20 protein-coding genes and 1 riboswitch are annotated in these 23,651 nt (G+C 70.7%); of the genes, 7 read left to right on the top strand and 13 right to left on the bottom strand.

The features are described 5' to 3' along the window. Positions 1-19: 19 nt before the first annotated feature. Both ACFY5C_RS26035 and ACFY5C_RS26030 read right to left on the bottom strand, forming a co-directional pair. On the bottom strand, positions 20-1,561 hold the full coding sequence (locus ACFY5C_RS26035; RefSeq protein ID WP_389447971.1) for an amino acid permease: 1,542 nt from the start codon (positions 1,559-1,561) through the stop codon (positions 20-22). A gap of 37 nt (positions 1,562-1,598) precedes the next feature. Next, positions 1,599-2,552: a hypothetical protein gene (locus ACFY5C_RS26030; protein ID WP_389447969.1), complete on the bottom strand. Its 954-nt coding sequence runs from the start codon at positions 2,550-2,552 to the stop codon at positions 1,599-1,601. Positions 2,553-2,795: 243 nt separating this feature from the next. Between ACFY5C_RS26030 and ACFY5C_RS26025 the strand changes: the two genes are divergently transcribed. Together ACFY5C_RS26025 and ACFY5C_RS26020 are read left to right on the top strand one after the other, a co-directional pair. Next, on the top strand, positions 2,796-3,416 hold the full coding sequence (locus ACFY5C_RS26025) for a uridine kinase (RefSeq protein WP_389448070.1): 621 nt from the start codon (positions 2,796-2,798) through the stop codon (positions 3,414-3,416). Between the two features lie 429 nt (positions 3,417-3,845). Beyond that, the gene (locus ACFY5C_RS26020) at positions 3,846-5,711 is read left to right on the top strand and encodes an AAA family ATPase (RefSeq protein ID WP_389447967.1); all 1,866 of its coding nucleotides are present in this window, start codon (positions 3,846-3,848) and stop codon (positions 5,709-5,711) included. Between the two features lie 24 nt (positions 5,712-5,735). Here the strand turns inward: ACFY5C_RS26020 and ACFY5C_RS26015 are convergent, their stop codons facing one another. The 9 genes from ACFY5C_RS26015 to ACFY5C_RS25975 all read right to left on the bottom strand — a co-directional run bounded on the left by ACFY5C_RS26015 (position 5,736) and on the right by ACFY5C_RS25975 (position 13,227). Next, a complete protein-coding gene (locus tag ACFY5C_RS26015; protein WP_389447965.1) occupies positions 5,736-6,824 on the bottom strand; it encodes a hemolysin family protein in 1,089 nt (362 codons plus the stop codon). Next, complete coding sequence (locus ACFY5C_RS26010) at positions 6,821-8,152, bottom strand: hemolysin family protein (RefSeq protein WP_389447963.1); 1,332 nt, start codon at positions 8,150-8,152, stop codon at positions 6,821-6,823. Before ACFY5C_RS26010 ends, ACFY5C_RS26015 begins: the two co-directional genes overlap by 4 nt. Before the next feature lie 222 nt (positions 8,153-8,374). Continuing rightward, on the bottom strand, positions 8,375-8,833 hold the full coding sequence (locus tag ACFY5C_RS26005; protein ID WP_389447961.1) for a PH domain-containing protein: 459 nt from the start codon (positions 8,831-8,833) through the stop codon (positions 8,375-8,377). 19 nt (positions 8,834-8,852) lie between these two features. Next, positions 8,853-9,701, bottom strand: a complete 849-nt coding sequence (hisG, locus tag ACFY5C_RS26000) for an ATP phosphoribosyltransferase (RefSeq protein WP_389447959.1) — start codon at positions 9,699-9,701, stop codon at positions 8,853-8,855. 49 nt (positions 9,702-9,750) lie between these two features. Beyond that, entirely contained in the window at positions 9,751-10,023 is a 273-nt protein-coding gene (locus ACFY5C_RS25995) for a phosphoribosyl-ATP diphosphatase (RefSeq protein WP_030946750.1), read from the bottom strand. A 34-nt stretch (positions 10,024-10,057) separates the two neighbouring features. Continuing rightward, the gene (gene ribH / locus ACFY5C_RS25990; RefSeq protein ID WP_030946752.1) at positions 10,058-10,543 is read right to left on the bottom strand and encodes a 6,7-dimethyl-8-ribityllumazine synthase; all 486 of its coding nucleotides are present in this window, start codon (positions 10,541-10,543) and stop codon (positions 10,058-10,060) included. A 25-nt stretch (positions 10,544-10,568) separates the two neighbouring features. Then, positions 10,569-11,945 (bottom strand): bifunctional 3,4-dihydroxy-2-butanone-4-phosphate synthase/GTP cyclohydrolase II, encoded by a 1,377-nt coding sequence (locus tag ACFY5C_RS25985; protein WP_389447958.1) that lies wholly within the window; start codon positions 11,943-11,945, stop codon positions 10,569-10,571. Further along, positions 11,942-12,583: a nicotinamide riboside transporter PnuC gene (locus ACFY5C_RS25980; protein ID WP_389447956.1), complete on the bottom strand. Its 642-nt coding sequence runs from the start codon at positions 12,581-12,583 to the stop codon at positions 11,942-11,944. The genes ACFY5C_RS25985 and ACFY5C_RS25980 overlap by 4 nt, the downstream gene beginning before the upstream one ends. After that, positions 12,580-13,227, bottom strand: a complete 648-nt coding sequence (locus ACFY5C_RS25975; RefSeq protein WP_389447954.1) for a riboflavin synthase — start codon at positions 13,225-13,227, stop codon at positions 12,580-12,582. Before ACFY5C_RS25975 ends, ACFY5C_RS25980 begins: the two co-directional genes overlap by 4 nt. Before the next feature lie 146 nt (positions 13,228-13,373). Next, positions 13,374-13,504, bottom strand: a riboswitch (FMN riboswitch). A 217-nt stretch (positions 13,505-13,721) separates the two neighbouring features. On the opposite strand from ACFY5C_RS25975, the gene ACFY5C_RS25970 reads away from it, so the two are divergent. The 3 genes from ACFY5C_RS25970 (at position 13,722) to ACFY5C_RS25960 (ending at position 17,898) form a co-directional block, all read left to right on the top strand. Further along, positions 13,722-16,043 (top strand): chitinase C-terminal domain-containing protein, encoded by a 2,322-nt coding sequence (locus ACFY5C_RS25970; protein WP_389447952.1) that lies wholly within the window; start codon positions 13,722-13,724, stop codon positions 16,041-16,043. 96 nt (positions 16,044-16,139) lie between these two features. Next, a complete protein-coding gene (locus ACFY5C_RS25965) occupies positions 16,140-17,027 on the top strand; it encodes an RNA polymerase sigma-70 factor (RefSeq protein WP_389447950.1) in 888 nt (295 codons plus the stop codon). A gap of 115 nt (positions 17,028-17,142) precedes the next feature. Continuing rightward, positions 17,143-17,898, top strand: coding sequence for an SDR family oxidoreductase (locus ACFY5C_RS25960; RefSeq protein ID WP_389447948.1), 756 nt, complete (start codon positions 17,143-17,145; stop codon positions 17,896-17,898). 543 nt (positions 17,899-18,441) lie between these two features. On the opposite strand, the gene ACFY5C_RS25955 is transcribed toward ACFY5C_RS25960, so the two are convergent. After that, entirely contained in the window at positions 18,442-19,644 is a 1,203-nt protein-coding gene (locus tag ACFY5C_RS25955) for an ROK family transcriptional regulator (RefSeq protein ID WP_389447946.1), read from the bottom strand. Positions 19,645-19,776: 132 nt separating this feature from the next. On the opposite strand from ACFY5C_RS25955, the gene ACFY5C_RS25950 reads away from it, so the two are divergent. Together ACFY5C_RS25950 and ACFY5C_RS25945 are read left to right on the top strand one after the other, a co-directional pair. After that, entirely contained in the window at positions 19,777-21,000 is a 1,224-nt protein-coding gene (locus tag ACFY5C_RS25950) for an MFS transporter (protein WP_389447944.1), read from the top strand. 109 nt (positions 21,001-21,109) lie between these two features. Further along, positions 21,110-22,519, top strand: a complete 1,410-nt coding sequence (locus ACFY5C_RS25945; RefSeq protein WP_389447942.1) for a uracil-xanthine permease family protein — start codon at positions 21,110-21,112, stop codon at positions 22,517-22,519. Here the strand turns inward: ACFY5C_RS25945 and ACFY5C_RS25940 are convergent. Further along, positions 22,501-23,640, bottom strand: a complete 1,140-nt coding sequence (locus tag ACFY5C_RS25940) for a glycoside hydrolase family 6 protein (RefSeq protein WP_389448068.1) — start codon at positions 23,638-23,640, stop codon at positions 22,501-22,503. The genes ACFY5C_RS25945 and ACFY5C_RS25940 overlap by 19 nt on opposite strands. Between the last annotated feature and the right edge of the window lie 11 nt (positions 23,641-23,651).

The following is a 23,651-nucleotide window of genomic DNA, read 5'->3' as shown; positions in this document are numbered from 1 at the left end:
GGGAAGGGGTGACGCATCGTCAGACGAGGTCCATTGCGGCGACCTCGTCGGGGCGGCCGTAGCTCACCGGGCCGTGGAAGCGGCGGCGGGCCGAGGCGAACCACCACACGGTGGCCACAGCCAGGACACCGGCCAGCGCGACCGGTGCGTAATTGAAGGTGTCGGCGGTGACCGGTGAGGCGTGCGGCAGCATGAACAGGACGCTGCTGAGCAGGATCCAGGTCACCGCGACCACCCCGACGGGCCGTCCCCAGCGGCCGAGGTGCCACGGCCCCGGCTGGAACTCGTCACCGAGGCGCAGCCGGAGCAGGATCGGGACGGCGTACGCGAGGAAGAGCCCGACGACGTTGACGCTGACGATCGCGGTGAACGCCGTGTGCGACCACCAGCCGGGCAGCACGAGCGCCAGCGAGCAGGCGACCGCGAGCCACACCGCCTTCACGGGGGTGCGGGTGCGCGGCGAGACCGAGTGCCACCAGCGGGAGCCGGGCATCGCGCCGTCCCGGGAGAAGGCGAAGATCTGCCGGGTGTTGCTGGTGAGATTGGCGAGGCCGCAGAAGAGCATCGCGCCGATCACGATCAACAGCAGCACCTTGGCGGTCCCCACTCCGAGCCCGTCGATCAGGATCTGCACGGGCGGTGCGTCCGCGCTCGCCACCCGGTCGTAGTCGCGAATGCTGTAGACCAATGCGAGCATCAGCAGCAGCCCCGCTATCGCGGAGTATGCGATCGCCCGCGTGATCCCCCGCGGCGCATTGACCGTCGCCCGGACGGTTTCCTCGGACATGTGGAAGCTGCCGTCGAAGCCGGTGAAGGTCCAGCTCGTGACCAGCAGACCGAGCATCCCGCCGTAAAGGCCGCTCGTGAAACCGGTGTTGTTCGCGAAATGCGTGACGAACGAAGCCGACTGATGATGATCGGGCATGACGATCAATGCACCCACGATGACGACGAGCCCGATCAGAAGCCACCACACCGAGATCCGGTTCAGTACGGCCACCAGATGCACGGTGTAGGTGTTGGCCAGCCCCTGCAGCACGATGATCAGCGCTGTGATCAGCACCGTCCGGTGGCCCGACGGCTCGTAGGCGGGCCACTGCAGGGCGATGAACGCCTGGACGAAAGTCGCGGCGGCGTAGCCGGTGGCGGCCGTGCCGCCGACCTGGCCCACGAAGTTCAGCCAGCCGGTGTACCAGGACCAGGCGCCCTTGTGCCGTTTGGCGAGCTTTCCGGCAGAGAAATAGAGCGCACCGCTCGTCGGATAGGCGGAGGCGACTTCCGCCATGGCTGCTCCCACGAAGAGCACCATGACGGAGACGCCGATCCAGCCGAAGACGAGAACGCTCGGACCGCCGGCGTTCAGACCGAATCCGAAACCCGAGAAGATTCCCGAGATTATGTTGATGATGGTGAAGGAGATGGCGAAATTGTCGAACGCCTGAAAGCGGCGGGTGAGTTTTCTCGGATAACCCATCGCATGCAGGGTCGCGTCGTCGTCGAGCGCGCTCGGATCGGCTCCCCCGCGCGCTCGGGCACGCGGGGCCGTCATCCGTTCTGACACGGGTCGGACCTTTCTCTTGGTGGGGGGTTTCGGTCCGTCAGGCGCCCGGCACCGGCAGGCCGCAGACGCGGCGCGCCCGGGACAGCTGCTCGGCCGGGTCGCCGAAGACGGACCAGGGCATGCGCGAGGCGTACGGCCCCATCGCCGTGAAGGCGGCGCGTGCCTCCTCCTCGTGCCGGGCCATGACCAGGGCATGCGCGAGGTAGGCCAGGTCGAGGACCGGGGTGAAGGAGTAGCCGGTCACCGTCGGCAGCCAGTTGTGGTGGATCGCCAGGGCGGTCGTGCGCCACTGCGGCTGCTCCCAGACCCGGTCGGCGAGCAGCTGGGTCGGGTCGTAGCACTCCACCAGGGCGACCAGCGGCAGCAGGCGCAGCGGCGAGTCGGCGGGCGCCCGCTGGCCGAGGAAGGCGGCGACGTCCCAGGCAGCGGTCACGGAGCCGCCGTACCGGGTGAAGAAGCAGGCCAGAAAGCGGTGGTGGGCCTCGCGGTGCCAGGGGTCGATGGAAAGGATGTGCGCGAACAGGCGCCACGGCCCGGGCGGGGCGGTGAGCAGCCCGCGCGGCGCCCGGTCGCGCAGCCGGTGCAGCCGGGCCATGGCCAGCTTGGCCACCCAGGGCGTGGGATCGGCGGGGTCCACGGACGCGGCCCGGTCGCAGGCGGCCAGCGCTATCCGCTCCAGCGCCTCGGTGCGCGGGTCACGCGCGTCGGCCGCGCGCAGCGCCCGCAGCACGGCCACCCGCGCCCACAGCAGCGCCGCCTCGGGTCCCGGTTCCTCGGCGAGCCAGCGCTCGACGAGATCGGAGTCGGCGGCCTCCGAGGCGAGCACGAGGGAGCGATGGGCCCGCAGGGCGAAGTCACCGCGAGTTTCGGCCAGGGCATCGCCGGCGCTCAGATATCGCCCGGCCCGGACATCGACGCATACGCTCGCGAGCACGCGGTCGTCGGCCGCCGGATGCCACACATACTGCCCTTCGAATAACCCCGCGGCCATCTGTCCCAGCCCATCCCCGTTACGGCGCCTCACAGTTGCACACCAGGCACCTTACTCAGCGTGCGGCTCAACCGGAACGCAGATTTCACTGTGGTGGCTTGAGTTTTTCGGCGGCATTGCGGACATCCGGCGGCTAGTTCAAAGCGACACCTTTTCTCATCCCGTCTCTGCATCCGCTTTCACCCACTACTAGAATGTTCCAGTGAAATATGCCCACCACCCCGTCTCACTTCAGGAAAAACGATTCACGACCTCGCCGCCCGGCTCCGCCGGCTCCCCCCGTCCTGCGGCCCGGTGCGCCTGATCGGCGTCGACGGCCACGCCGGCTCCGGAAAGTCCACGTTCGCCGGGCAGTTGGCCCGGGCACTGGGTGACGCCCCAGTGCTGCGCCTCGACGACATCGCGAGCCACGACGAGCTGTTCGCGTGGACCGAGCGGTTGCTGACCCAGGTCATCGAACCGCTCGCGCGGGGCGGGACCGCCCACTGCACGCCCTACGACTGGCGGGCCCGCCGTTTCGGACCGTCCCGCGCCCTGCCGCCCGCTCCGGTGATGCTCGTCGAGGGTGTCGGCGCCGGCCGCCGCGCCCTGCGCCCGTATCTCGCCCAGCTGCTCTGGATGGAAGTGCCGCGCGAGGAGTCCTGGGCGCGGGGCCGCGCGCGGGACGGGGAGGAGCAGCGGGAGTTCTGGGACGGGTGGGTCCGGGCGGAGCGAAAGCACTTCGCCGAGGACCCGTCCAGGCCCTTCGCCGACCTTCTGGTTCGGCAGTGCAGGAAGGGATATGAGGTGATTTCTGGGCCCGCCGGGACCAATGGACCGGACCACGCCATCACACAGGGTGACGACCCATCGGCATTGTGCTGAACTTGTGAAGAGCCCTCCGGGGCAAGTTCGCGGAGTGCCTCAACTCTGCTTGACCCGGGGGCCGTACAGGACTTACGTTCTCAATGTGCGGTCATTCGAGGCCGCCCGCAGACGCGAAGCCCCCGGTTGTTCCCCCGTGATCGGGGGCTTCGTTCTGCCCTCACCCCACTTTTCGGGCGCCGAGAGGCGCGATTCGCTCACCCTCGGTCACCGAGGGCGGGCCGCCCGATCTGCCCCCACCTCGGCAAACGGCCGGTGCGGCACCCTGGGGCGGGCGACACCCTCGCAGGTACGATGCCATCGGTGCGCCCTGTGGACGGCTGCTCTGCGCACCGTTGCAACTCCGGTCTGCGGCACGGCGGTTCGACCACGGCGGCCGGCGGACGAGCGGTCGGCCAACCGACGGGGGCACGGTTTGTGGGGGACGTGATGGACTTCGGCACGCGGGGCCCCGAGGCCCCGGCCGACCTCGCCTGGTTGCGAGGTGTGGACGCCTACACGATGGGGGCCTATCCGCAGGCGGAGGAGGAGTTCCGCACCGCGGTACGGATCGATCCCCAGATGGCCGACGGCTGGCTCGGCCTGCACGCGCTGCGCGTCGACACGACGACCGCGCTGCTGCGGATGTTCCGGCACCGGGACCGCTTCGGGGAACAGCGCGCCCGGCATCGGCGGACCATCAACTCCTGGTACTGGCTGGGCTGGTGGGTGCAGCCCGTGCTGGAAAGCCCGCGCGATCTGCTGCTGGCGCACGCCTCGCACTGGCTGGACGGCCGGCACGTCCCGGAGCTGGACCGGGCGCTGGCCGGGCTCCCGCCCGTGGACACCGATCACCAGGTGCGCTTCCTGCACGCCTGCCGCGCCTATCTGGTCAAGGACTGGGACCAGCTCGTCCGGCACACCGACCCCCTGCTCGACGACACGATGCTCGGTATCGAGGCGGGCCTGTTCGGCGGCATGGCGCGGGTCCGGCTGGAGATGTACGGGCAGGCCGAGCCGCTGCTGTCGGCCGCGCTGATGCGGTGCCGCAGCGAGCAGCCGCAGCGCAAGGAGCTGCGGTACTGGCTGGCCCGCGCGCACGAGGGCACGGGCCGGTCCGCCGCCGCCCTGCCGCTCTACCGTGCCGTGCACCGCGTCGACCCCGCCTTCATGGACACCTCGGCCCGGCTCGCGGCCATCGCCGAGGGCGACGGGTACGACGACGTGACCGACCTCGCAGCGATCACCCTCACCGGGATCGGGCAGGACCTGGGCGACGGACCCGACGGACTCGACCCGCTCTTCGGCGTCGAGGGACGGGACCTGAAGCTGTCGGACCCCGATCTGCCGCCGACCGGTCCGCTGCCGTCGGTGGTCGACCCGGCGGTGCGCGAGAAGACGGCCGTACCGGCACATCAGCTGCCCGCCGGCCCCACCGACCCCCAGTTACTCGAGGAGGCGCTCGCCGAGCTCGAGCGCATGGTCGGGCTGGAGCCCGTCAAGCGCCAGGTCAAAGCGCTGTCCGCCCAGTTGAACATGGCCCGGCTGCGCACCGGGCAGGGCCTGCCGGTGCAGCCGCCCAAAAGGCACTTCGTCTTCTCCGGCCCCTCCGGCACCGGCAAGACCACGGTCGCCCGCATTCTGGGCCGCGTCTTCTACGCCCTCGGGCTCCTCGGCGGCGACCATCTCGTGGAGGCCCAGCGCGCCGATCTGGTGGGTGAGTATCTGGGCCAGACCGCCGTGAAGGCCAACGAACTCATCGACTCCGCGCTCGGCGGCGTCCTCTTCGTGGACGAGGCCTACTCCCTTTCCAACTCCGGCTACGGCAAGGGCGACGCGTACGGCGACGAGGCCCTCCAGGTGCTGCTGAAGCGGGCCGAGGACAACCGGGACCACCTCGTGGTGATCCTCGCCGGCTATCCCGAGGGCATGGACCGGCTGCTGGCCGCGAACCCCGGTCTGTCCTCGCGCTTCACGTCCCGCGTCGACTTCCCCTCGTACCGTCCCCTCGAACTGACCTCGATCGGCGAGGTGCTCGCCGCGGAGAACGGGGACGTGTGGGACGAGGAGGCGCTGGACGAGCTGCGGTCCATCGCCGGGCATGTGGTCGATCAGGGGTGGATCGACGAGCTGGGCAACGGGCGGTTCCTGCGGACGCTGTACGAGAAGAGCTGTGCGTACCGCGATCTGCGGTTGTCGACCTATCCGGGGGCCTTGACGAGGGACGACCTGTCGACGCTGCGGCTGCCGGATCTGATGCAGGCATATGGAGAGGTGCTGTCGGGAAGGGGCCCGCAGGATCCGTCGGCCATGTGACGGATCCCGCGAGCCGGTGGCCGATCAGCCGGCCAGTACCTCTTCCGGCTCCCCGGTGTTCAGCCGTGGCGCAGTCACCCGCACCTCGGGCAGCTCCCGGTGTGCGGGGTCGCGGACCTCGCCGACCAGGAGTTCCAGTACGTCCTCCAGCGCGACGAGCCCCAGTACCCTGCCGGACGCGTCGGCCACCTGGGCGAGGTGGGTCGCGGCCCGGCGCATGACCGTGAGGGCGTCGTCCAGGGGCAGTTCGGAGCGCAGGGTCGTCATCGGGCGCCACACCTGCTGCGGCACCGCGCGCTGCGATTCCTCCAGGTCCAGTACGTCCTTCACGTGCAGGTAGCCCATGAAGGCGCCGTTCTCCGCCGCGACCGGGAAGCGGGAGTACCCGGTGCGGGCGGTGAGCGCGACGATCTGGCCGGGGGTGACCGACGGGCTGACGGTCACCAGGGACTCACGCTTGAGCAGGACGTCCGTCACCGGGCGGGAACCCAGCTCCAGGGCGTCCTCCAAACGTTCCTGCTCCTCGGGATCGAGCAGGCCCGCCTGGCCGGAGTCCTCGACGAGCCGGTTGAGCTGCTCGCTCGTGAAGACCGCCTCGACCTCGTCCTTCGGCTCGACGCGGAAGATCCGCAGGATGGCATGCGACACCGCGCCGAGGGCCACGGTGATCGGCTTGCAGAAGCGGGCGAACCAGACCAGGCCGGGGCTGAGCCACAGCGCGACCTTCTCCGGCGCCGCCATCGCCAGGTTCTTCGGCAGCATCTCGCCGATGACCAGGTGGCAGAAGACCACCGCGGCGAGCGCGATGACGTAGGTGAGCGGGTGGATCAGGCCGTGCGGCAGGTGGATCCACTCGAACACCGGCGTCAGCAGGTGCGCCACCGTCGGCTCGGCGACCGCGCCGAGCGTCAGGGAGCAGACGGTGATCCCGAACTGGGCCGCCGCCATCATCTGCGGCAGCCGCTCCAGGCCGTACAGCACCTGACGGGCCCGTGCCGTGCCCAGCGGTTCGATCTGGCTGCGGCGGACCGAGACGAGGGCGAACTCGGCGCCGACGAAGAATCCGTTGGCGAGCACGAGCAGCGCCGCGAAGAGGAGTTGGAGCACGCTCATCGGGCTACCTCCACCACGGCACCGGTCCGGACCAGCCGCACGCGCTCGGCGCGGTAGTGGCCGACCCTGCGCACGGACAGCCGCCAGCCCGGCAGTTCCGCCTTGTCGCCCACGGCCGGGATCCGGCCGAGCAGGTCGGCGACCAGTCCGGCGACGGTCTCGTACGGCCCCTCGGGCACGTCGAGGCCTATGCGCTGGAGGAGGTCGACGCGGCAGCTGCCGTCGGCGTCCCAGGCGGGGCGGCCGTCCTCGGGCGGGGCGGCGGCGAGCTCGGCCGGTTCGTTGAGCACGTCGTCGTGCTCGTCGCGGACCTCGCCGACGATCTCCTCGACGATGTCCTCCAGCGTGACCACCCCGGCCGTCCCGCCGTACTCGTCGACGACGACCGCGATGGGCTGCTCGCTGCGCAGCTGGGCGAGGAGGGGCTGGACCGGGAGGGTCTCGGGGACCAGCAGCGCCGGGCGGGCGATGCGGCCGACCGGGGTGCGCAGACGATCACTCGAACGGATCGCCAGCGCGTCCTTCAGATGGACCATCCCGACGATCTCGTCGATCTTCTCCCGGTAGACCGGGAAGCGCGACAGACCGGTGGCGCGGGTCAGGTTCACCACGTCCTCGGCGGTCGCCGACGACTGCAGTGCGCTGACCTTCACGCGCGGGGTCATGACGTGCTGCGCGGTGAGTTCGGCGAGCGACAGGGTCCGTACGAAGAGGTCGGCGGTGTCCTGTTCCAGGGCTCCGGCCTGGGCGGAGTGCCGGGCCAGGGAGACCAGCTCCCCGGGGGTGCGGGCGGACGCCAGTTCCTCGGCGGGCTCGATGCCGAGCGCGCGGACGAGACGGTTGGCGACGGAGTTCAGGCCCGCGATCACCGGGCGGAACAGAGTCGCGAAGGCGTGCTGCGGGCCGGCGACGAAGCGCGCGACCTGCATCGGCCGGGACACCGCCCAGTTCTTCGGCACGAGCTCGCCGATCACCATCTGCACGGCCGAGGCCAGCAGCATGCCGACGACCACGGCCACGCCGGACACCGCGCCCTCGGGGACGCCGATCGCGGTGAAGGGGCCGCCCAGCAGCTCCGCGAGCGCCGGTTCGGCGAGCATGCCGACGACCAGGGAGGTGATGGTGATGCCGAGCTGGGTGCCGGAGAGCTGGAAGGACAGTTCCCTGAGCGACTCGACGACCCGGTGGGCACGTCGGTCGCCTTCCGCGGCGGCCTTCTCGGCGTCCGTCGCCTCGACCGTGACCAGGCCGAACTCGGCGGCCACGAAGAAGCCGTTGGCGAGAATCAGGAGGAACGCGGCTGCGAGAAGCAGCAAGGGGATGCTCATGATGCCGCCGCCCCGGTATGTCGGGAGGGGGCGGCGCAGGTACTACAGGACGATCCGTCCATCGCTGGAGGGAATCACTCCTCGGGTAGCAGGGGGCCTCTGAAGGCCGGTTGGACCATCAAAGGCGGAGGCGTCACAAAAACGCCTCCGCCAACAGATTAATCAAGACATCGCGATTTACGGCAGGGTGAATGCCCCCGAGTCAGCCCCTTGGGGCCCCTCTCAGCCCTGATGCTCCTCGGGATCCCTGACGGAGCGGGCCTCGGCGAGCGCCCGCAGGGTGCGTGCGTCGGCGATGGCGCGCTGCTTGGCGATGCCAGGCTGGATGCCGAGCGCGGGCAGGCTGGTGCCGTCGCTGAGGTTGAGGAACACCCAGGGGTCGCCGGGGCGGAGGTTGACCTGAACGATCTCGGCCCACTCCAGACGGCGCCTGGTGGCGATGTTCACCACGGTGACGCCGGACTCGTCGGCGACGACCTTGACGCGCGCCAGCATGGCCAGCACGCCGAACATCAGGGCGCCGGTGAGGACGAAGCTGAGCCGCTCCCCCGGGCCGAGATTCTCCAGCAGCAGCGCGACCGCCGTGATGACGACGAAGATCGCGGTGCCGGCGGTGAGCAGGACGGCCCGGGTGCGACCCGGCCGGAACGTGACGGGCAGGGCGGGAAGTTCGACGGACATCGGTGTACGGCCCCTCGGCTCAGAGGCGGCAGGCGTGGATGGCCGTGGTCAGGATGGCCCGCGCCCCGATGTCGTACAGGTCGTCCATGATCCGCTGGGCCTCCTTGGCTGGGACCATCGCCCGGACGGCGACCCAGCCCTCGTTGTGCAGCGGCGACACGGTCGGCGACTCCAGCCCCGGCGTGAGGGCGACGGCCTTCTCCAACTGCTCGACGCGGCAGTCGTAGTCCATCATCACGTAAGTCCGCGCGACCAGGACGCCCTGCAGGCGGCGCAGGAACTGCTGCACCTTGGGCTCCTCGGCGTCCGCGCCGGTTCGGCGGATGACGACGGCCTCGGACTTCATGATGGGCTCGCCGAAGACCTCCAGGCCCGCGTTGCGCAGGGAGGTGCCGGTCTCGACGACATCGGCGATGACCTCGGCGACACCGAGCTCGATGGCCGTCTCGACAGCGCCGTCGAGGTGGACGACGGAGGCGTCGATGCCCTGCTCGGCCAGGTGACCGGCGACGATGCCCTCGTACGAGGTGGCGACCGTCTTGCCCTTGAGGTCCTCGACGCCGTCCGCAGTGCCCGGCTTGGCGGCGAAGCGGAAGGTGGAGCGGGCGAAACCGAGCGGCAGGATCTCCTCCGCGTCGGCGTCGGAGTCGATCAGCAGGTCGCGGCCGGTGATGCCGATGTCGAGCCTGCCGGAGGACACGTAGATCGCGATGTCGCGCGGGCGCAGGTAGAAGAACTCGACCTCGTTCACCGGGTCGACGATCCGCAGTTCCTTGGACTCGCGGCGCTGCTGGTAGCCGGCCTCATGCAGCATCTCCGCCGCAGGGCCGGACAGGGAACCCTTGTTGGGGACGGCGATGCGCAGCATGAGGTCGGCTTCCTTCGTTCGCTCTTACGGTGTGCGGGGGTGGCGGTGCTCAGAGGTGGGCGTAGACGTCGTCCAGGGAGATGCCGCGGGCGACCATCATCACCTGGACGTGGTACAGCAGCTGCGAGATCTCCTCGGCGGCCGCTTCCTTGCCCTCGTACTCGGCGGCCATCCAGACCTCGGCGGCCTCTTCGACGACCTTCTTGCCGATGGCATGGACGCCCTTGCCGACCAGCTCTGCGGTGCGGGAAGTGGCGGGGTCGCCGTGGGCGGCCTTGTGCTGGAGCTCGGTGAACAGCTCCTCGAACGTCTTATTGGACATGGTGACGCTCAGCCTATGCCACATGCGCCTTTCGTCAGTGCCAGGGTTCAGATACTGAGCGGAGGGTCGCAGCCGTCGCCACGGCCGCCGTCACCGCCTCGTGTCCCTTGTCCTCGTTGGAGCCCTCGATGCCCGCACGGTCCAGGGCCTGTTCCTCGGTGTCGCAGGTCAGCACGCCGAAGCCGACCGGGACGCCGGTCTCGACCGACACCTGCGTCAGGCCCTGGGTCACGCCCTGGCACACGTACTCGAAGTGGGGGGTGCCGCCGCGGATGACGACGCCGAGGGCGACGATCGCGTCGTAGCCGCGGCCCGCGAGGACCTTGGCGACCACCGGGAGCTCCCAGCTGCCGGGGACCCTGAGCAGGGTCGGCTCGTCGATGCCCAGGTCGTGCAGGGCGCGCAGGGCGCCATCCACCAGACCGTCCATCACCTTCTCGTGCCACTGCGCCGCGATGACCGCGACCCGCAGGTCGCCCACATTGCGTACGGACAGTTCGGGTGCGCCCTTGCCGCTCACGTTCTCAAGTCTCCTCGGTGTGCTCTTACTGGTTGGTGCAGGTGGTCAGGGGGGCCACGGGTGCCGGGTCCAGCCAGGGCAGGTCGTGTCCCATCCGGTCGCGCTTGGTGCGCAGGTACGTCAGGTTGTGCTCGCCCGCCTGTACGGGCATCGGCTCCCGCTCGGTGACCTTGAGGCCGTGGCCGAGGAGCGCGTCGGACTTGTCGGGGTTGTTGGTCAGCAGGCGCACGCTGCGCACGCCGAGGTCCGCCAGGATCTGCGCGCCGGCGCCGTAGTCGCGGGCGTCGGCGGGCAGGCCGAGTTCGAGGTTGGCGTCGAGGGTGTCGCGGCCGCGCTCCTGGAGTTCGTAGGCGCGCAGCTTGGACATCAGGCCGATGCCCCGGCCCTCGTGTCCGCGCAGGTAGACGACGACGCCCCGGCCCTCGGCCTGGATGCGCTCCAGGGCCGCCTCCAGCTGGGGGCCGCAGTCGCAGCGCAGGGAGTGGAAGACGTCGCCGGTGAGGCACTCGGAGTGGACGCGGACGACGACGTCCTCTCCGTCGCCGATCTCGCCGTGGACGAGGGCGACGTGCTCGACGCCGTCGACGGTGGAGCGGTAGCCGTACGCCGTGAAGGTGCCGTGGGCGGTGGGCAGGTGGACCTCGGCCTCACGGCGGACGGTGGACTCGGCCGGAGCCGGGCGGGCGGCGCGGGCCGGGCGCTGCGCGGCCGGGGTCGGCGCCTGCTCGGCCGGCTTGCGGAGTTCGGCGTCGCGGAGGTGGGCGATCAGGTCCTCGATGGAGATGATCGTCAGGCCGTGCTTGCGGGCGAACGGGATCAGCTCGGGCAGCCGCAGCATCTCGCCGTCCTCGCCGGCGATCTCGACGATGGCGCCGGCCGGGCGCAGCCCCGCGAGCCGGGCGAGGTCGACGGCGGCCTCGGTGTGGCCGTTGCGGACGAGGACGCCGCCGGGCCGGGCACGCAGCGGGAAGATGTGGCCGGGGCGGACGAGGTCCGACGGCTCCGCCTTGCCGCTCGCGAGCAGCTGCAGCGTGGTCGACCGGTCGGAGGCCGAGATGCCCGTGGTCACGCCGTGCGCGCCCGAGGCGTCCACGGAGACCGTGAACGCGGTCTTCATCGACTCGGTGTTGTCCTCGACCATCTGCGGCAGCCCCAGCCGGTCCAGCTCCTCGGGCTCCATGGGGGCGCAGATCAGGCCGCGGCACTCGCTCATCATGAAGGCGACGATCTCGGGGGTCGCGTGCTCGGCGGCGATGACGAGGTCGCCCTCGTTCTCCCGGTCCTCGTCGTCGACGACCACGACCGGGCGGCCGGCCGCGATGTCGGCGATGGCCTGCTCGACGGGGTCGAGCGTGAGGTCCTCGATGGCCTCGGTGCGGTACAGGGTCGGTGCCGTGGTCATGCCGGCGCTCCTTCCAGGACGGGCCGCGCGTCCTCGCGGGAGCGCAGCCACCAGTCGCGCATGCCCCACAGGACGAGTGCGCCGTAGATGACGTAGACGAAGCCGGAGAAGGCGTAGCCGTTGGCGAAGTTCAGGGGCACGCCGACCAGGTCGACGAGGAGCCAGGCGAACCAGAACTCGACCATGCCGCGGGCCTGCGCGTACATGGCGACGATGGTGCCGACGAAGATGTAGGCGTCGGGCCAGGGGTCCCAGGACAGGGTCGGGTACGCCTTGAAGAGCAGCGCCACCGCGACGGTGCCGGCGGCGGCCGCCGCGGCCATCGCCCCGCGCTCGCGCCAGGTGGCGAACCGTACGGCGATATGGCCGTCCGCGCCCTGCCCCTTGCCGCGCTGCCACTGCCACCAGCCGAACAGGGCGACGAGCATGACGACGGCCTGCTTGCCGGCGCTGCCGGTGAGGTGGCCGTAGAAGGCGCCGAAGAGGATCAGGCCGGCCAGGAACTGCACGGGCCAGGTCCAGATGGAGCGCCGCCAGCCGAGAGCGAGGGCGGCCAGGCCGAAGAGGTTGCCGACCATGTCCGACCAGAGGATGTGCTGGCCGAAGAGGGTGAAGGCCTCGGAGTTCAGCGAGTTCACTTGGCCGTCGCCCCTTCGGAGGACACCCGGTCGGAGGTGACCCGGTCGGAGGTGACCCGGTCGCCCAGCATCCGCTCGACGTACTTGGCGATGACGTCGACCTCGAGGTTGACCGGGTCACCGGGCTGCTTGAGGCCGAGCGTGGTCAGGTCGAGGGTGGTGGGGATGAGGCTGACGGTGAAGTAGTCGGGTCCGGCGTCGACGACGGTGAGGCTGATGCCGTCGACGGTGATGGAGCCCTTCTCGACGACGTACCGGGAGAGGTCGGCGGGGAGCGAGATCTTCACGATCTCCCAGTTCTCGGAGGGCTTGCGGTCCAGCACCTCGCCGGTGCCGTCGACGTGGCCCTGCACGATGTGGCCGCCGAGGCGGGACCCCACGGCGGTCGGGCGTTCGAGGTTGACGCGAGAGCCGACGGTGAGGACACCCAGGCTGGAGCGGTTGAGGGTCTCGGCCATGACGTCGGCGGTGAACTCGTCGCCCTCGTGGTCGACGACCGTGAGGCAGACGCCGTTCACGGCGATGGAGTCGCCGTGCTTCGCGCCTTCGGTGACGACGGGGCCACGCAGCCGGAAGCGACAGGCGTCGTCGAGGGTCTCGACGGCCGTGACCTGGCCCAGCTCTTCGACGATTCCGGTGAACACTTCCCGGGTCCTCCTGCCACATCGGGGCACGGACTCCGGGGCTGTCGATGACGACAGAAAGTACGAGCAAGGACACCGAGGGCGACGCCGGACAGGGCTCGCCTCAAGGACGAACCGGTACGGCGGCGCGCACGAATGCCCGCCCGCCGCGCACTGCCTCCCATCCGGACTTTAACCGTCGGTCCAGGAATTTCACCTGGTCAACCGGCCGCTGGAGGCGACCGGGTCGCGGACTGTAACCGCCGGTTCGGACTTTCACCGACCCCGGAGTGCGCTGCTACTGGTACAGAGCCAGTGTGCCACGCCTGATCGGGGTCCATACGGGCGAAGTCTGTGGGGTGGCTCACAGACCACTTGGCTGGACTTCTCCGCCCGGAGGCGGGGCCGGGATTCAGCCGCCCTCCCGCGAGCCGATCCCCAATTGGTCCATACCTATTGACTGACTGGTCTAGTCCTCTCTAGGGTCTGCCCAACTTCCGTGGGGAGGAACCGACTTGCTGTCCCTTTCACGCAACCGGACGAGACCCGCCCTGCTCGCCGTTCTCGGCACGGTCGCAGGCCTGGTTCTCGCCGGACTCCCGGCGACCGTCTCGCACGCCGCCGACAACGACTCCTGCCGCCCCGACGGCCTCTACCGGACGCCCGGCGTCGACGTCCCGTACTGCTCGGTCTACGACTCGGCCGGCCGGGAGAAGATGGGCGCCGACCACCAGCGTCGGGTGATCGGCTACTTCACCGGCTGGCGCACCGGCAGGGACGGCACACCCGCCTATCTCGCCTCCGACATCCCGTGGGACAAGGTCACCCACCTCAACTACGCCTTCGCGCACATCGACGGCAGAAACAAGATCTCCGTCGGCACGGACAGTGCGACCAACCCGGCGACGGGCATGACCTGGCCAGGTGTGAGCGGCGCGGACATGGACCCGGCCCTCCCCTACGAGGGCCACTTCAATCTGCTGAACAAATTCAAGAAGCAGCACCCGGACGTCAAGACGCTCATCTCGGTGGGCGGTTGGGCCGAGACCGGCGGCTATTTCGACGACAGCGGTACGCGCGTGAACTCGGGTGGCTTCTACTCGATGGCCACGAACGCCGACGGCTCGGTCAATCAAGCCGGTATCGACACGTTCGCGGATTCGGCGGTCGGGTTCATCAGGAAGTACGGGTTCAACGGCGTCGACATCGACTACGAATATCCGACATCGATGAAGGACGCGGGCCACCCGTTCGACCGGTCCCTCTCCAACGCCCGCCGGTCCGGTCTGGTCAAGGGCTATGCGGCGTTGATGAAGACGCTCCGCGAGAAGCTCGACCGCGCGGGCGCGGCGGACGGCAGGCACTATCTGCTCTCCGTCGCGGCGCCCTCCTCCGGATATCTGCTGCGCGGCATGGAGACGTTCCAGGTCCAGAAGTACCTGGACTACGTCAACATCATGTCGTACGACCTGCACGGCGCCTGGAACGAATACGTCGGCCCGAACGCCTCGCTCTTCGACGACGGAAAGGACGCCGAACTCGCGGCGGCCGGTGTGTATTCCACGTCCCAGTACGGCGGAATCGGCTATCTGAACACCGACTGGGCGTACCACTACTTCCGCGGTTCGATGCCTGCCGGCCGGATCAACATCGGACTCCCCTACTACACCAGGGGGTTCAAGAACGTCACGGGCGGCGCGGACGGCCTGTGGGGCAAGGCGCCCTCGACGAACTGCCCGGCGGGTTCCGGGCTGACCAAATGCGGGGACGGGGCCGTCGGGATCGACAACCTCTGGCACGACCTCGACACCGACGGCAAGGAATCACCGGCGGGTTCGAACCCGATGTGGCACGCCAAGAACCTGGAGAAGGGGGTCGTCGGGGACTACGTCACCAAGTACGGCTTCCCGGCCGGCACCCGGCTGACCGGCACGTACGCCCGTAAGTACGACTCCACACTGGTCGCGCCCTGGCTGTGGAACGCCGAGAAGAAGGTGTTCCTGTCCACCGAGGACGAGCAGTCGGTCAATGCCAAGGCCGACTACGTCGTCGATCAGGGCATCGGCGGCACGATGGTGTGGGAGCTGGCCGGGGACTACGGCTGGAACGCGGGCAAGGGCCAGTACGAGCCGGGGTCGACCCTGACCTCCGCGATGTACGAGAAGTTCAAGTCGGCCTCCCCGTACGGCGCGAAGCGGTCCACGGCCGGCCTTCCGGCCGAGGCGCTGGACATCGACGTCGACTTCGGGCAGTTCCCGCTCGGCGACTCCAACTACCCCATCAGCCCCAAGCTGAGGATCACCAACAACTCGACGGCGCCGCTGCCCGGCGGTACGGAGTTCCAGTTCGACTACGGCACCTCGGCGCCCGGGAACGCCAAGGACCAGTCGGGCTGGGGGACTTCGGTGATCCGCAGCGACCACACGGGGAGCAACGTCGGCGGGCTGAAGGGCGACCACCACCGGGTCTCGCTGAAGCTGCCGAGCTGGCAGACGCTGGCGCCCGGGGCGTCGGCGGAGGTGGACTTCGTGTACTACCTGCCCGTGTCGACGCCGTCGAACTGGACGGTGACGTTCGGCGGGAAGACGTACGCGCTGGCCGGGGACCTGGCGCGCGGGACGACCGTCGTGCAGCCGGGGCCGGGAACCCCGTCCCCCACTCCGACCTCTTCCACTGGAGAGTGCCCGGGCCAGGTCTGGAACGCCACGACCCCGTACGGCGGAGGCAGCACGGTGTCCCACGGGGGGCGCTCGTGGAAGGCCAAGTGGTGGACCAAGGGCGAGGAGCCCGGCACCACCGGTGACTGGGGTGTGTGGCAGGACCTCGGAGCCTGCTGAGCCCCGCGCAGACGACCCGGCGGCGGTGACGACGGCCCTTGCCCGCCGCCGGGTCTCCCAACAACTGCCGCCGGCGGCTCTGGCAAGGTGAAGGTCATGACGACCGCCACCGCCGACGAGTTCGAAACCCACCGCCCCCGGCTGTTCGGCCTGGCCTATCGCCTGCTGGGCTCCGCCGACGAGGCCGAGGACACCGTCCAGGACGCCTACCTGCGCTTCAGCGGTGCCGACCGTGACGTGATCGAGTATCCGGGGGCCTGGCTCGCCAAGGTCGTCACCAACCTCTGTCTCACCCGGCTGACGTCGGCGCGGGCCCGGCGCGAGCAGTACGTCGGGCCCTGGCTGCCGGAGCCCGTGGTCACCTCGGACGGCACGCTCGGGCCCCTGGAATCCGCCGAGCAGCGGGACGCCGTGTCCATGGCGATGCTGGTGCTGCTGGAGCGGCTCACCCCGACCGAGCGGGCCGTGTACGTGCTGCGGGAGGCGTTCGCGTACGGCCACCGGGAAATCGCCGAAGTGCTGGAGCTGACCGAGGCCAACTGCCGGCAGCTGTACCGGCGGGCGGTGCAGCGGGTGGGTGAGCAGCGGTCGCGCTTCGAGTCGACTCCCGAGCGGCAGGAGGAGCTGGTCAGATCCTTCCTCACGGCGGCCCGCGACGGCGACCTCGGCGGGCTGGAGAAGCTCCTCGCGGCCGACGTCGTCTGGTCCAGCGACGGCGGCGGCAAGGTCAGCGCGGCCCGGCGGCCGATCGAGGGCCGGGACAAGGTGTTCCGTTTCCTGGCGGGGGCGACGCGGACGTTCCTGGCCGGCCTGCACTTCACGGCGGTCGAGGTCAACGGCTCGACCGCGCTGGCCGCCTGGGAGGGCGACACGCTGCTCACGGTGGTGGCCTTCGAGCTGCGGGACGGGCTGATCGCGCACGCGTGGGCCATGGTGAACCCGGACAAGCTGGACTTCGTACGCCGTCAGCTGGCGCGGGCGTAGCAGGGTCGCCGCGGCGCGCGCGTCCGGCGCTGTCACATTTCGGATGGGGTACTCGGTCCCAGCTGACGAGGGGAGTTCCACCCGGGAACGCCCGGCGTCCGGAGGGACCAACAGCATGACCACGATCCTGGTGACCGGCGGTACCGGAACACTCGGCCGGCTCGTCAGCGAACGGCTGCGCGCGGACGGGCACGAGGTGCGGGTGCTCAGCAGGCACGCCCAGCCGTACGCCGTCGATCTTCGCAAGGGCGGCCCCGGCCTGGACGTGGCGTTGGAGGGCGTGGACACGGTCGTGCACTGCGCGAGCTCGCCGGGCGGGGGCGACGAGAAGGCGGCGGCGCATCTGATCGCGGCGGCACGCAGGGTCGGGGTGGGGCACCTGGTCTACATCTCGATCGTCGGGGTCGACCGGGTGCCGTACGGCTACTACAGGTCCAAGCTCGCAGTGGAGCAGTTGATCGAGGAGTCGGGACTCAACTGGACCGTGCTGCGCGCGACCCAGTTCCACGACCTGCTGGTGAGGGTGCTCGGCATGCTGTCCAAGCTGCCCGTCCTGTTGCTGCCGGCCCGCGTGAAGGACCAGCCCATCGAGGTGGCGGAGGTCGCGGACCGCCTCGCCGAACTGGCCCTCGCCGCCCCGGCCGGCCGGGTCGAGGACATGGGCGGCCCCGAGGTACGGACCTTCGACTCACTGGCCCGTGCGTATCTGCGGGCGACGGGCCGCAAGCGGGCGGTGGTGAGCCTGCCGCTACGGGGCAAGGGGTACGAGGGGTTCCGCTCGGGCGGCCATTTGGCGCCGGGGCATGCGGTGGGGAAGGGGACGTTCGAGGAGTATCTGGCGCGGCGGTTCGGGGGCGAGCGGGCACGCTGAGCGCGGCTCACCAGGGCTGGCGGGCGCCTGACCCGGGCTTCAGCGAGGTGGATTCGGTGCACCGGGAGGTGGATCCGGTGCACCGGGAGGTGGATTCGGCGCACCGGTACGTCGGGGCGACGCTGCCGGGGAGAGGCCTCGCGTCCGGCGGGAGCGAGCCCGGGGGGCGGGGGGCCTGATGGCCGTCTCGGAGGAGGCAGCGCGTGCTGAATCGGCGATCCGGAGAGGGCCGGCCCTGATCGGCGTTTGGAGGAGGCCGGGCCCATCGGCGATCCGGAGGAGACGGCCCGATCGGCGATCCGAAGGAGGCCAACGCAGATCGGCGCGGCCTCGGTGCTGCCCGGCCGTCGGCCTCGAGGGGCGGAGGTCGTCGGCGAGGGCTGGAGAGGCGACCGCCGCGGCCGAACCGCCAACCAGGTCAGCGGTTTGGCGGTGCGAACAGGTCCTCCTGGGCGGCCTCCCGCGCGGTGAGCAACACTCCGCGCAGGACCGCGCCGCCACCCAAGCTGCTGGGACGCACCACCCGCCGAACAGCCAACCAGGTCAGCGGTCCGGCGGTGCGAACAGGTCGTCCTGGGCGGCCTCCCGCGCGGTGAGCAACGCTCCGCGCAGGACCGCGCCGCCGCCCAGGCTGCTGGGGCGCACCACCGTGGCCAGGGGCGACATCCTCCGGACCCGCTCCTCCACCCGCCCGGCGAGCAGCTCTCCCCCGGCCTGCCCGACCTCCCCGCCGAGGACCACACAGCCGGGGTCGAGGATCGCGACGACGGAGGCCACGCCGAGGGCGAGGCGGTCGGCCAGAGCGTCGAGGAAGCGGTCGGAAGTGCCGGAAGCGTGCCCGCCGGCCGGTGCCACCGCTTCCCTCACCACCCCCGCCGCCGCAGGCTCGTGCACGGATATCCCCGCGGCGCCCACCCCGTACGCCCCCGCCAGCTCCACGATCGCCGCCGAGCCCGCCAGCGAGTGGAAACCGCCCTCGCAGTCCACCGCCGACGGTGGGCCCGGCGTCCCGGGCACCGGCAGGAATCCGATCTCGCCGGTACCGCCGGAGGCGCCGCGGCGCAGCGCGCCGTCGAGGACCACGGCCGCGCCGGTGCCGTGACCGAGCCACAGCAGAACGAAGGTGTCCCGGTCCCGGGCCACTCCGTCGCGCTGTTCCGCGAGGGCGGCGAGGTTGGTCTCGTTCTCGATGCTGACGCGCGCTTCGGGGAGCCGTTCCTGGAGGGCTGCCACCAAGCGGCGGTGCCATTCGGGCAGGCCGGTGGAGTCGCGCAGGTCACCGGTCGACGGGTCGATCAGACCCGGGGCGCCTATCCCCACCGTATGGAGCCGGTCCGCCCCCGCCTCCTTGGCGACCCGCTCCACCAGCGCCACCGCCTGCTCCACCGCGGGCCCGGTCCCCAAGTCGCCGCCGATCGGCACCGACGCCTCGGCCAGCACGGCACCGACCAGGTCGGAGACGACGACGGAGACGCCCTCGGTACGCACGTCCAGCGCCGCCAGGTGGGCGCGATCGGCGACGATGCCGTACAGCTTGGCGTTCGGCCCTCGCCGCTGCTCCCCGGCCTCGCCGACCACCGCGATCAGGCCCGCGTCGGTGAGGCGCTCGACGAGGTCGGCGACGGTCGGCCGGGACAGTCCGGTCAGCTGCTTCAACTGCCCTGCCGTCAACGGGCCGTCCTGCTGGAGCAGTCGTAGGGCGAGCCGGTCGTTGATGGCCCGGGCGGTGCTCGGGGATGCGGGCATGCCGGGATCCTTCCAGATCGGTGAGGTGCGCAGTGGGCGGCGGTGGACCGTGAATTCTCTATCTATCAGGCAGGGTTCCTGATAGTTTACGGCGTCGCACGGTATGAAGCGAGCACCGGGAGGGGCCGGACGATGAGCGAAGTGGTCTACGACCTGCGCGAGGTGAGGCGGGCCCGGTATGCCGTGGCGTCCGTCTTCGCCGTGCACGGCGCCGTCACCGGGTCGTTCGCGACACGCGTGCCATGGATCCAGGACCATGCCGGCGTCAGCGCGGGCCAGTTGGGGCTGGCGCTCGCCTTCCCCGCGCTCGGCGCCTCCGTCGCGATGCCGGTGGCGGGCAGCATCAGCCACCGCTTCGGGGCCCGCAATGCCCTGCGCGGACTGATCGCCCTGTGGACGCTCGCGCTCACCCTGCCCGCCCTCGCCCCCAATCTGCTGACCCTGTGCCTGGCCCTGTTCACCTTCGGCGCCACGGCGGGCATGGCGGACGTGGCGATGAACGCGCTCGGCGTCGAGGTCGAGAACCGCCTCGGGCGGTCGATCATGTCCGGGCTGCACGGCATGTGGAGCGCGGGCGCCCTGATCGGCTCGGCGGCCGGCACGCTCGCGGCCCACCTGGGCTCGGACGCCCGGCTGCACCACGCGCTCGCCGCGGCGACCCTCACGTTCCTCGGCATCCTCGCCTGCCGCTGGGTGCTCGACCTGCAGCCCGCCGAGGACGAGGAGCCGCCGCCGCGGTTCGCGCTGCCGCCCCGGTCGGCGCTGCTCATCGGCGCGGTCGGGTTCTGCGCGGTCTTCGCGGAGGGCGCGAGCCTGGACTGGTCGGCGGTCTATCTGCGGGACCAGTTGGGCACCTCGGCGGGTCTCGCCGCGGCCTGCACGACCGGCTTCACGCTCACCATGGCAGTCGCCCGGCTGGCCGGCGACAAGGTGGTGGACCGCTACGGCGCCGTGCGCACGGTCCGGTCCGGCGGCGTCCTCGCCACGCTCGGCGGCGTGCTCATCGTCGTGTCGGATGGTCCGGCCCTGGCGATGACCGGGTTCGCACTGCTGGGTCTGGGCATCGCGGTGGTCGTGCCCCTGTGCTTCGCGGCAGCGGGCCGCAGCGGCAGCAACCCGTCACTGGCCATCGCGGGCGTCGCGACGATCACGTACACCTCGGGTCTGGTCGCCCCCAGCGCGATCGGCGGGATCGCCCAGGCCACCAGCCTGATGGTGTCCTTCTGCCTGGTGACCGTGCTGTCCTCCGGGCTCGTCGTGTTCGCGCGCGTCCTGCGCGCGGGGGACCGTGACCGCCCGAAGATCACCCGCCCCGCGGCCGGCTCGGACGCGGCGGTTCCCGACCCGCGCCCCTGAACTCCCCGTTCAGGATGATCCGGGCCTGATCAGCCCCCGTCGGCGCCGCCCCTGACGTCCCTGACAATGGTCCGGTCACCCGCACGCACGACGAAAGCGAAACCGCACCATGGATCTCGGCGTCCGCTGGAAACTGCACGGCGACGGACGCACCCCGGCGCCCGGAGCGGTGGTCCGCCCCGACGAGCGGCTCTCCTGGCCCCGCACCTTCGGGCTCGGCGCCCAGCATGTGGTGGCCATGTTCGGCGCGTCCTTCGTGGCGCCGGTGCTGATGGGTCTCGACCCCAACCTGGCGATCATGATGTCCGGTGTGGCGACGGTCATCTTCCTGCTCGCCACCCGCGGCCGGGTGCCCAGCTATCTCGGCTGCTCCCTCTCCTTCGTCGGCGTCGCCGCGGTCATCCGGGCCGACGGCGGTTCGAGCGCGACCGTCACCGGAGCGGTCCTGGTCGTCGGTGCCGTGCTGTTCCTGATCGGTCTCGCCGTACAGCGCTTCGGTGCGCGGATCATCCACGCCACGATGCCGCCGATCGTCACGGGCGCCGTCGTGATGCTGATCGGCTTCAACCTCGCCCCGGTGACGGCCTCGACGTACTGGCCGCAGGACCAGTGGACGGCCCTGCTGGTGATGTTGTTCACCGGTCTGGCGGTGGTCTGCCTGCGCGGTTTCTGGTCCCGGATCGCGATCTTCCTGGGCCTGGTCTTCGGCTACGGCATCTCCTGGGCCTTCGACCGGATCTTCGGCAGGATCCACTCGGCCGACGCGAGCGGCAAGGTCACCGACCACTGGCGCCTCGACCTGTCCGGCGTCGCCAAGGCCGACTGGATCGGGCTGCCCGATCTGCACGGCCCGTCCTTCCAGTGGTCGGCGATCCTGGTGGCACTGCCCGTCGTCATCGCCCTGGTCGCCGAGAACGCCGGGCACGTCAAGGCGGTCGGCGAGATGACCGGCGACAACCTGGACGACAAGCTGGGCACCGCGATCTCCGCGGACGGCGCAGCCTCGGTGCTCTCCACCGCGGTGGGCGGCCCGCCCAACACCACGTACTCCGAGAACATCGGCGTGATGGCCGCGACCCGCGTCTACTCGACCGCCGCCTACTGGGCCGCCGCCGGCTTCGCGCTGCTCTTCGGCGTCTGCCCCAAGTTCGGCGCGGTGGTGGCCGCGATCCCGGGCGGCGTCCTCGGCGGCATCACCGTCATCCTGTACGGCATGATCGGCCTGCTGGGCGCGCAGATCTGGATCAACGCCAAGGTGGACCTGCGCAATCCGCTGAACCTGGTGCCGGCCGCCGCGGGCATCATCATCGGCGTCGGCAACGTCACCCTGGAGTTCACCGACACCTTCGAGCTGAGCGGCATCGCGCTGGGCACGCTGGTGGTCATCACCGGCTACCACGCGCTGCGGGCGTTCGCCCCGGCCCACCTCAGGACGCAGCACCCGCTGCTCGACGAGGGCACGTCCTCCTACGACGAGGAGAGCGACGCCGACGAGGGGTCTCAGCGCGCCAAGTCGTAGGCGTACGACGCCGTGAAGGTCCCCGGCCTGCCCTTGCAGCCGTCCGACTCCCCGGGCAGCTTCACCCACAGATAGGCGTCCATCCGCGCCTCGCCGGTGCTGAGCGTCGGCGCCCGGCCCAGCCTGCGGCCGGCGGGGTCGCACCACTCCCCGTCGGCCGGAGCTCCGGCGCCGTTGCGGCTGGTGTCGATGACGGCGCCCAGGCTCGCGGGGCCGTCGAGAGCGTCCAGGACCTGCCGGTCGTAGGCGATCTCGTCGGTCGTGGCGTGGAAGTTGGAGACGTTGCTGAAGATGCCGTCGGAGGACGCGGCCGAGGCGGCGCCGGCCTGCTTCAGCCATCCGGCCTGCTTGCCGGGCGGGTTCCAGCCGGAGTGCCCGGCGTCGTAGTAGACGCGCGCTCTGGGGTTCGCGGCCTTGAAGGCGCGGCCCGCCCGGGCCAACGAGGCGAAGCGGTCGGCGCGTTCACCGGCGGAGAGGCACTCGGACTGGGCCACTGAGTCCGGCTCCAGGATGACGATGACGTCACCGGAGCCCAGCCCCGCGGCGAACCTGTCGATCCAGGCGTCGTAGGCGTCGAGGCCGGGCGCGCCGCCTTCGGAGTAACCGCCGCAGTCACGGCCCGGGATGGCGTACGGCACGACCACCGGCACCCGCCCCAGCGCGGATGCGCCCGAAGTGACCGCGCGGACCCGGGCGGTGATGGTGTCAGGCGTGAAGTCGGCGAACCACACCGCGGCCGGCTGGGCGGCGATGCGAGAGGCGATGACGGCGTGGCGCGGGTCACCGGCGTTGTCGCGGACCCAGTCGAGGACCTGGGAGTCGGGGTGGCGGTAGAGGCGGGAGGACACCACGGCGGGCTGCTGCTTCCTCTCGGTCCTGGTGGGCGAGGGCGTGGGGCTCTTGGGTGCGGGCTTCTTCTTCGGTGTCGGTGAAGCGGACGCCGGCGAAGGGGACTTCGTGACCGACGGGGAGGCAGAGGGCACGAGCGGCAGGGACTCCAGGCTCGGCGAGCGGGTCACCTCGGGCGGCCCGGCCTGGTCGGAACGCCCTCTGTCGTCGAGCGCGGACATCATGCCGGTCACCGTGCCGACGGCGACCACGACCGAGGCCGCCACGACCATGGCATGGCGCC

The organism is Streptomyces sp. NPDC012935 (assembly GCF_042900345.1).
In the GTDB taxonomy this organism is placed as follows: Bacteria; Actinomycetota; Actinomycetes; order Streptomycetales; family Streptomycetaceae; genus Streptomyces.
Note: the sequence above shows the minus strand (reverse complement) of the source record. Positions and strands in the feature narration are given on the sequence as shown.

What these genes read in the sequence shown, in the direction of transcription:
- ACFY5C_RS25995 (WP_030946750.1), bottom strand. Translation starts at nt 10,023, where the DNA reads ATGTCCAATAAGACGTTCGAGGAGCTGTTCACCGAGCTCCAGCACAAG.
- ACFY5C_RS26005 (WP_389447961.1), bottom strand. Translation starts at nt 8,833, where the DNA reads ATGTCCGTCGAACTTCCCGCCCTGCCCGTCACGTTCCGGCCGGGTCGC.
- ACFY5C_RS25965 (WP_389447950.1), top strand. Translation starts at nt 16,140, where the DNA reads ATGACGACCGCCACCGCCGACGAGTTCGAAACCCACCGCCCCCGGCTG.
- ACFY5C_RS25940 (WP_389448068.1), bottom strand. Translation starts at nt 23,640, where the DNA reads ATGGTCGTGGCGGCCTCGGTCGTGGTCGCCGTCGGCACGGTGACCGGC.
- ACFY5C_RS25945 (WP_389447942.1), top strand. Translation starts at nt 21,110, where the DNA reads ATGGATCTCGGCGTCCGCTGGAAACTGCACGGCGACGGACGCACCCCG.
- ACFY5C_RS25955 (WP_389447946.1), bottom strand. Translation starts at nt 19,644, where the DNA reads ATGCCCGCATCCCCGAGCACCGCCCGGGCCATCAACGACCGGCTCGCC.
- ACFY5C_RS25960 (WP_389447948.1), top strand. Translation starts at nt 17,143, where the DNA reads ATGACCACGATCCTGGTGACCGGCGGTACCGGAACACTCGGCCGGCTC.
- ACFY5C_RS26020 (WP_389447967.1), top strand. Translation starts at nt 3,846, where the DNA reads ATGGACTTCGGCACGCGGGGCCCCGAGGCCCCGGCCGACCTCGCCTGG.
- ACFY5C_RS25985 (WP_389447958.1), bottom strand. Translation starts at nt 11,945, where the DNA reads ATGACCACGGCACCGACCCTGTACCGCACCGAGGCCATCGAGGACCTC.
- ACFY5C_RS26010 (WP_389447963.1), bottom strand. Translation starts at nt 8,152, where the DNA reads ATGAGCATCCCCTTGCTGCTTCTCGCAGCCGCGTTCCTCCTGATTCTC.
- ACFY5C_RS26030 (WP_389447969.1), bottom strand. Translation starts at nt 2,552, where the DNA reads ATGGCCGCGGGGTTATTCGAAGGGCAGTATGTGTGGCATCCGGCGGCC.
- ACFY5C_RS26015 (WP_389447965.1), bottom strand. Translation starts at nt 6,824, where the DNA reads ATGAGCGTGCTCCAACTCCTCTTCGCGGCGCTGCTCGTGCTCGCCAAC.
- ACFY5C_RS25950 (WP_389447944.1), top strand. Translation starts at nt 19,777, where the DNA reads ATGAGCGAAGTGGTCTACGACCTGCGCGAGGTGAGGCGGGCCCGGTAT.
- hisG (WP_389447959.1), bottom strand. Translation starts at nt 9,701, where the DNA reads ATGCTGCGCATCGCCGTCCCCAACAAGGGTTCCCTGTCCGGCCCTGCG.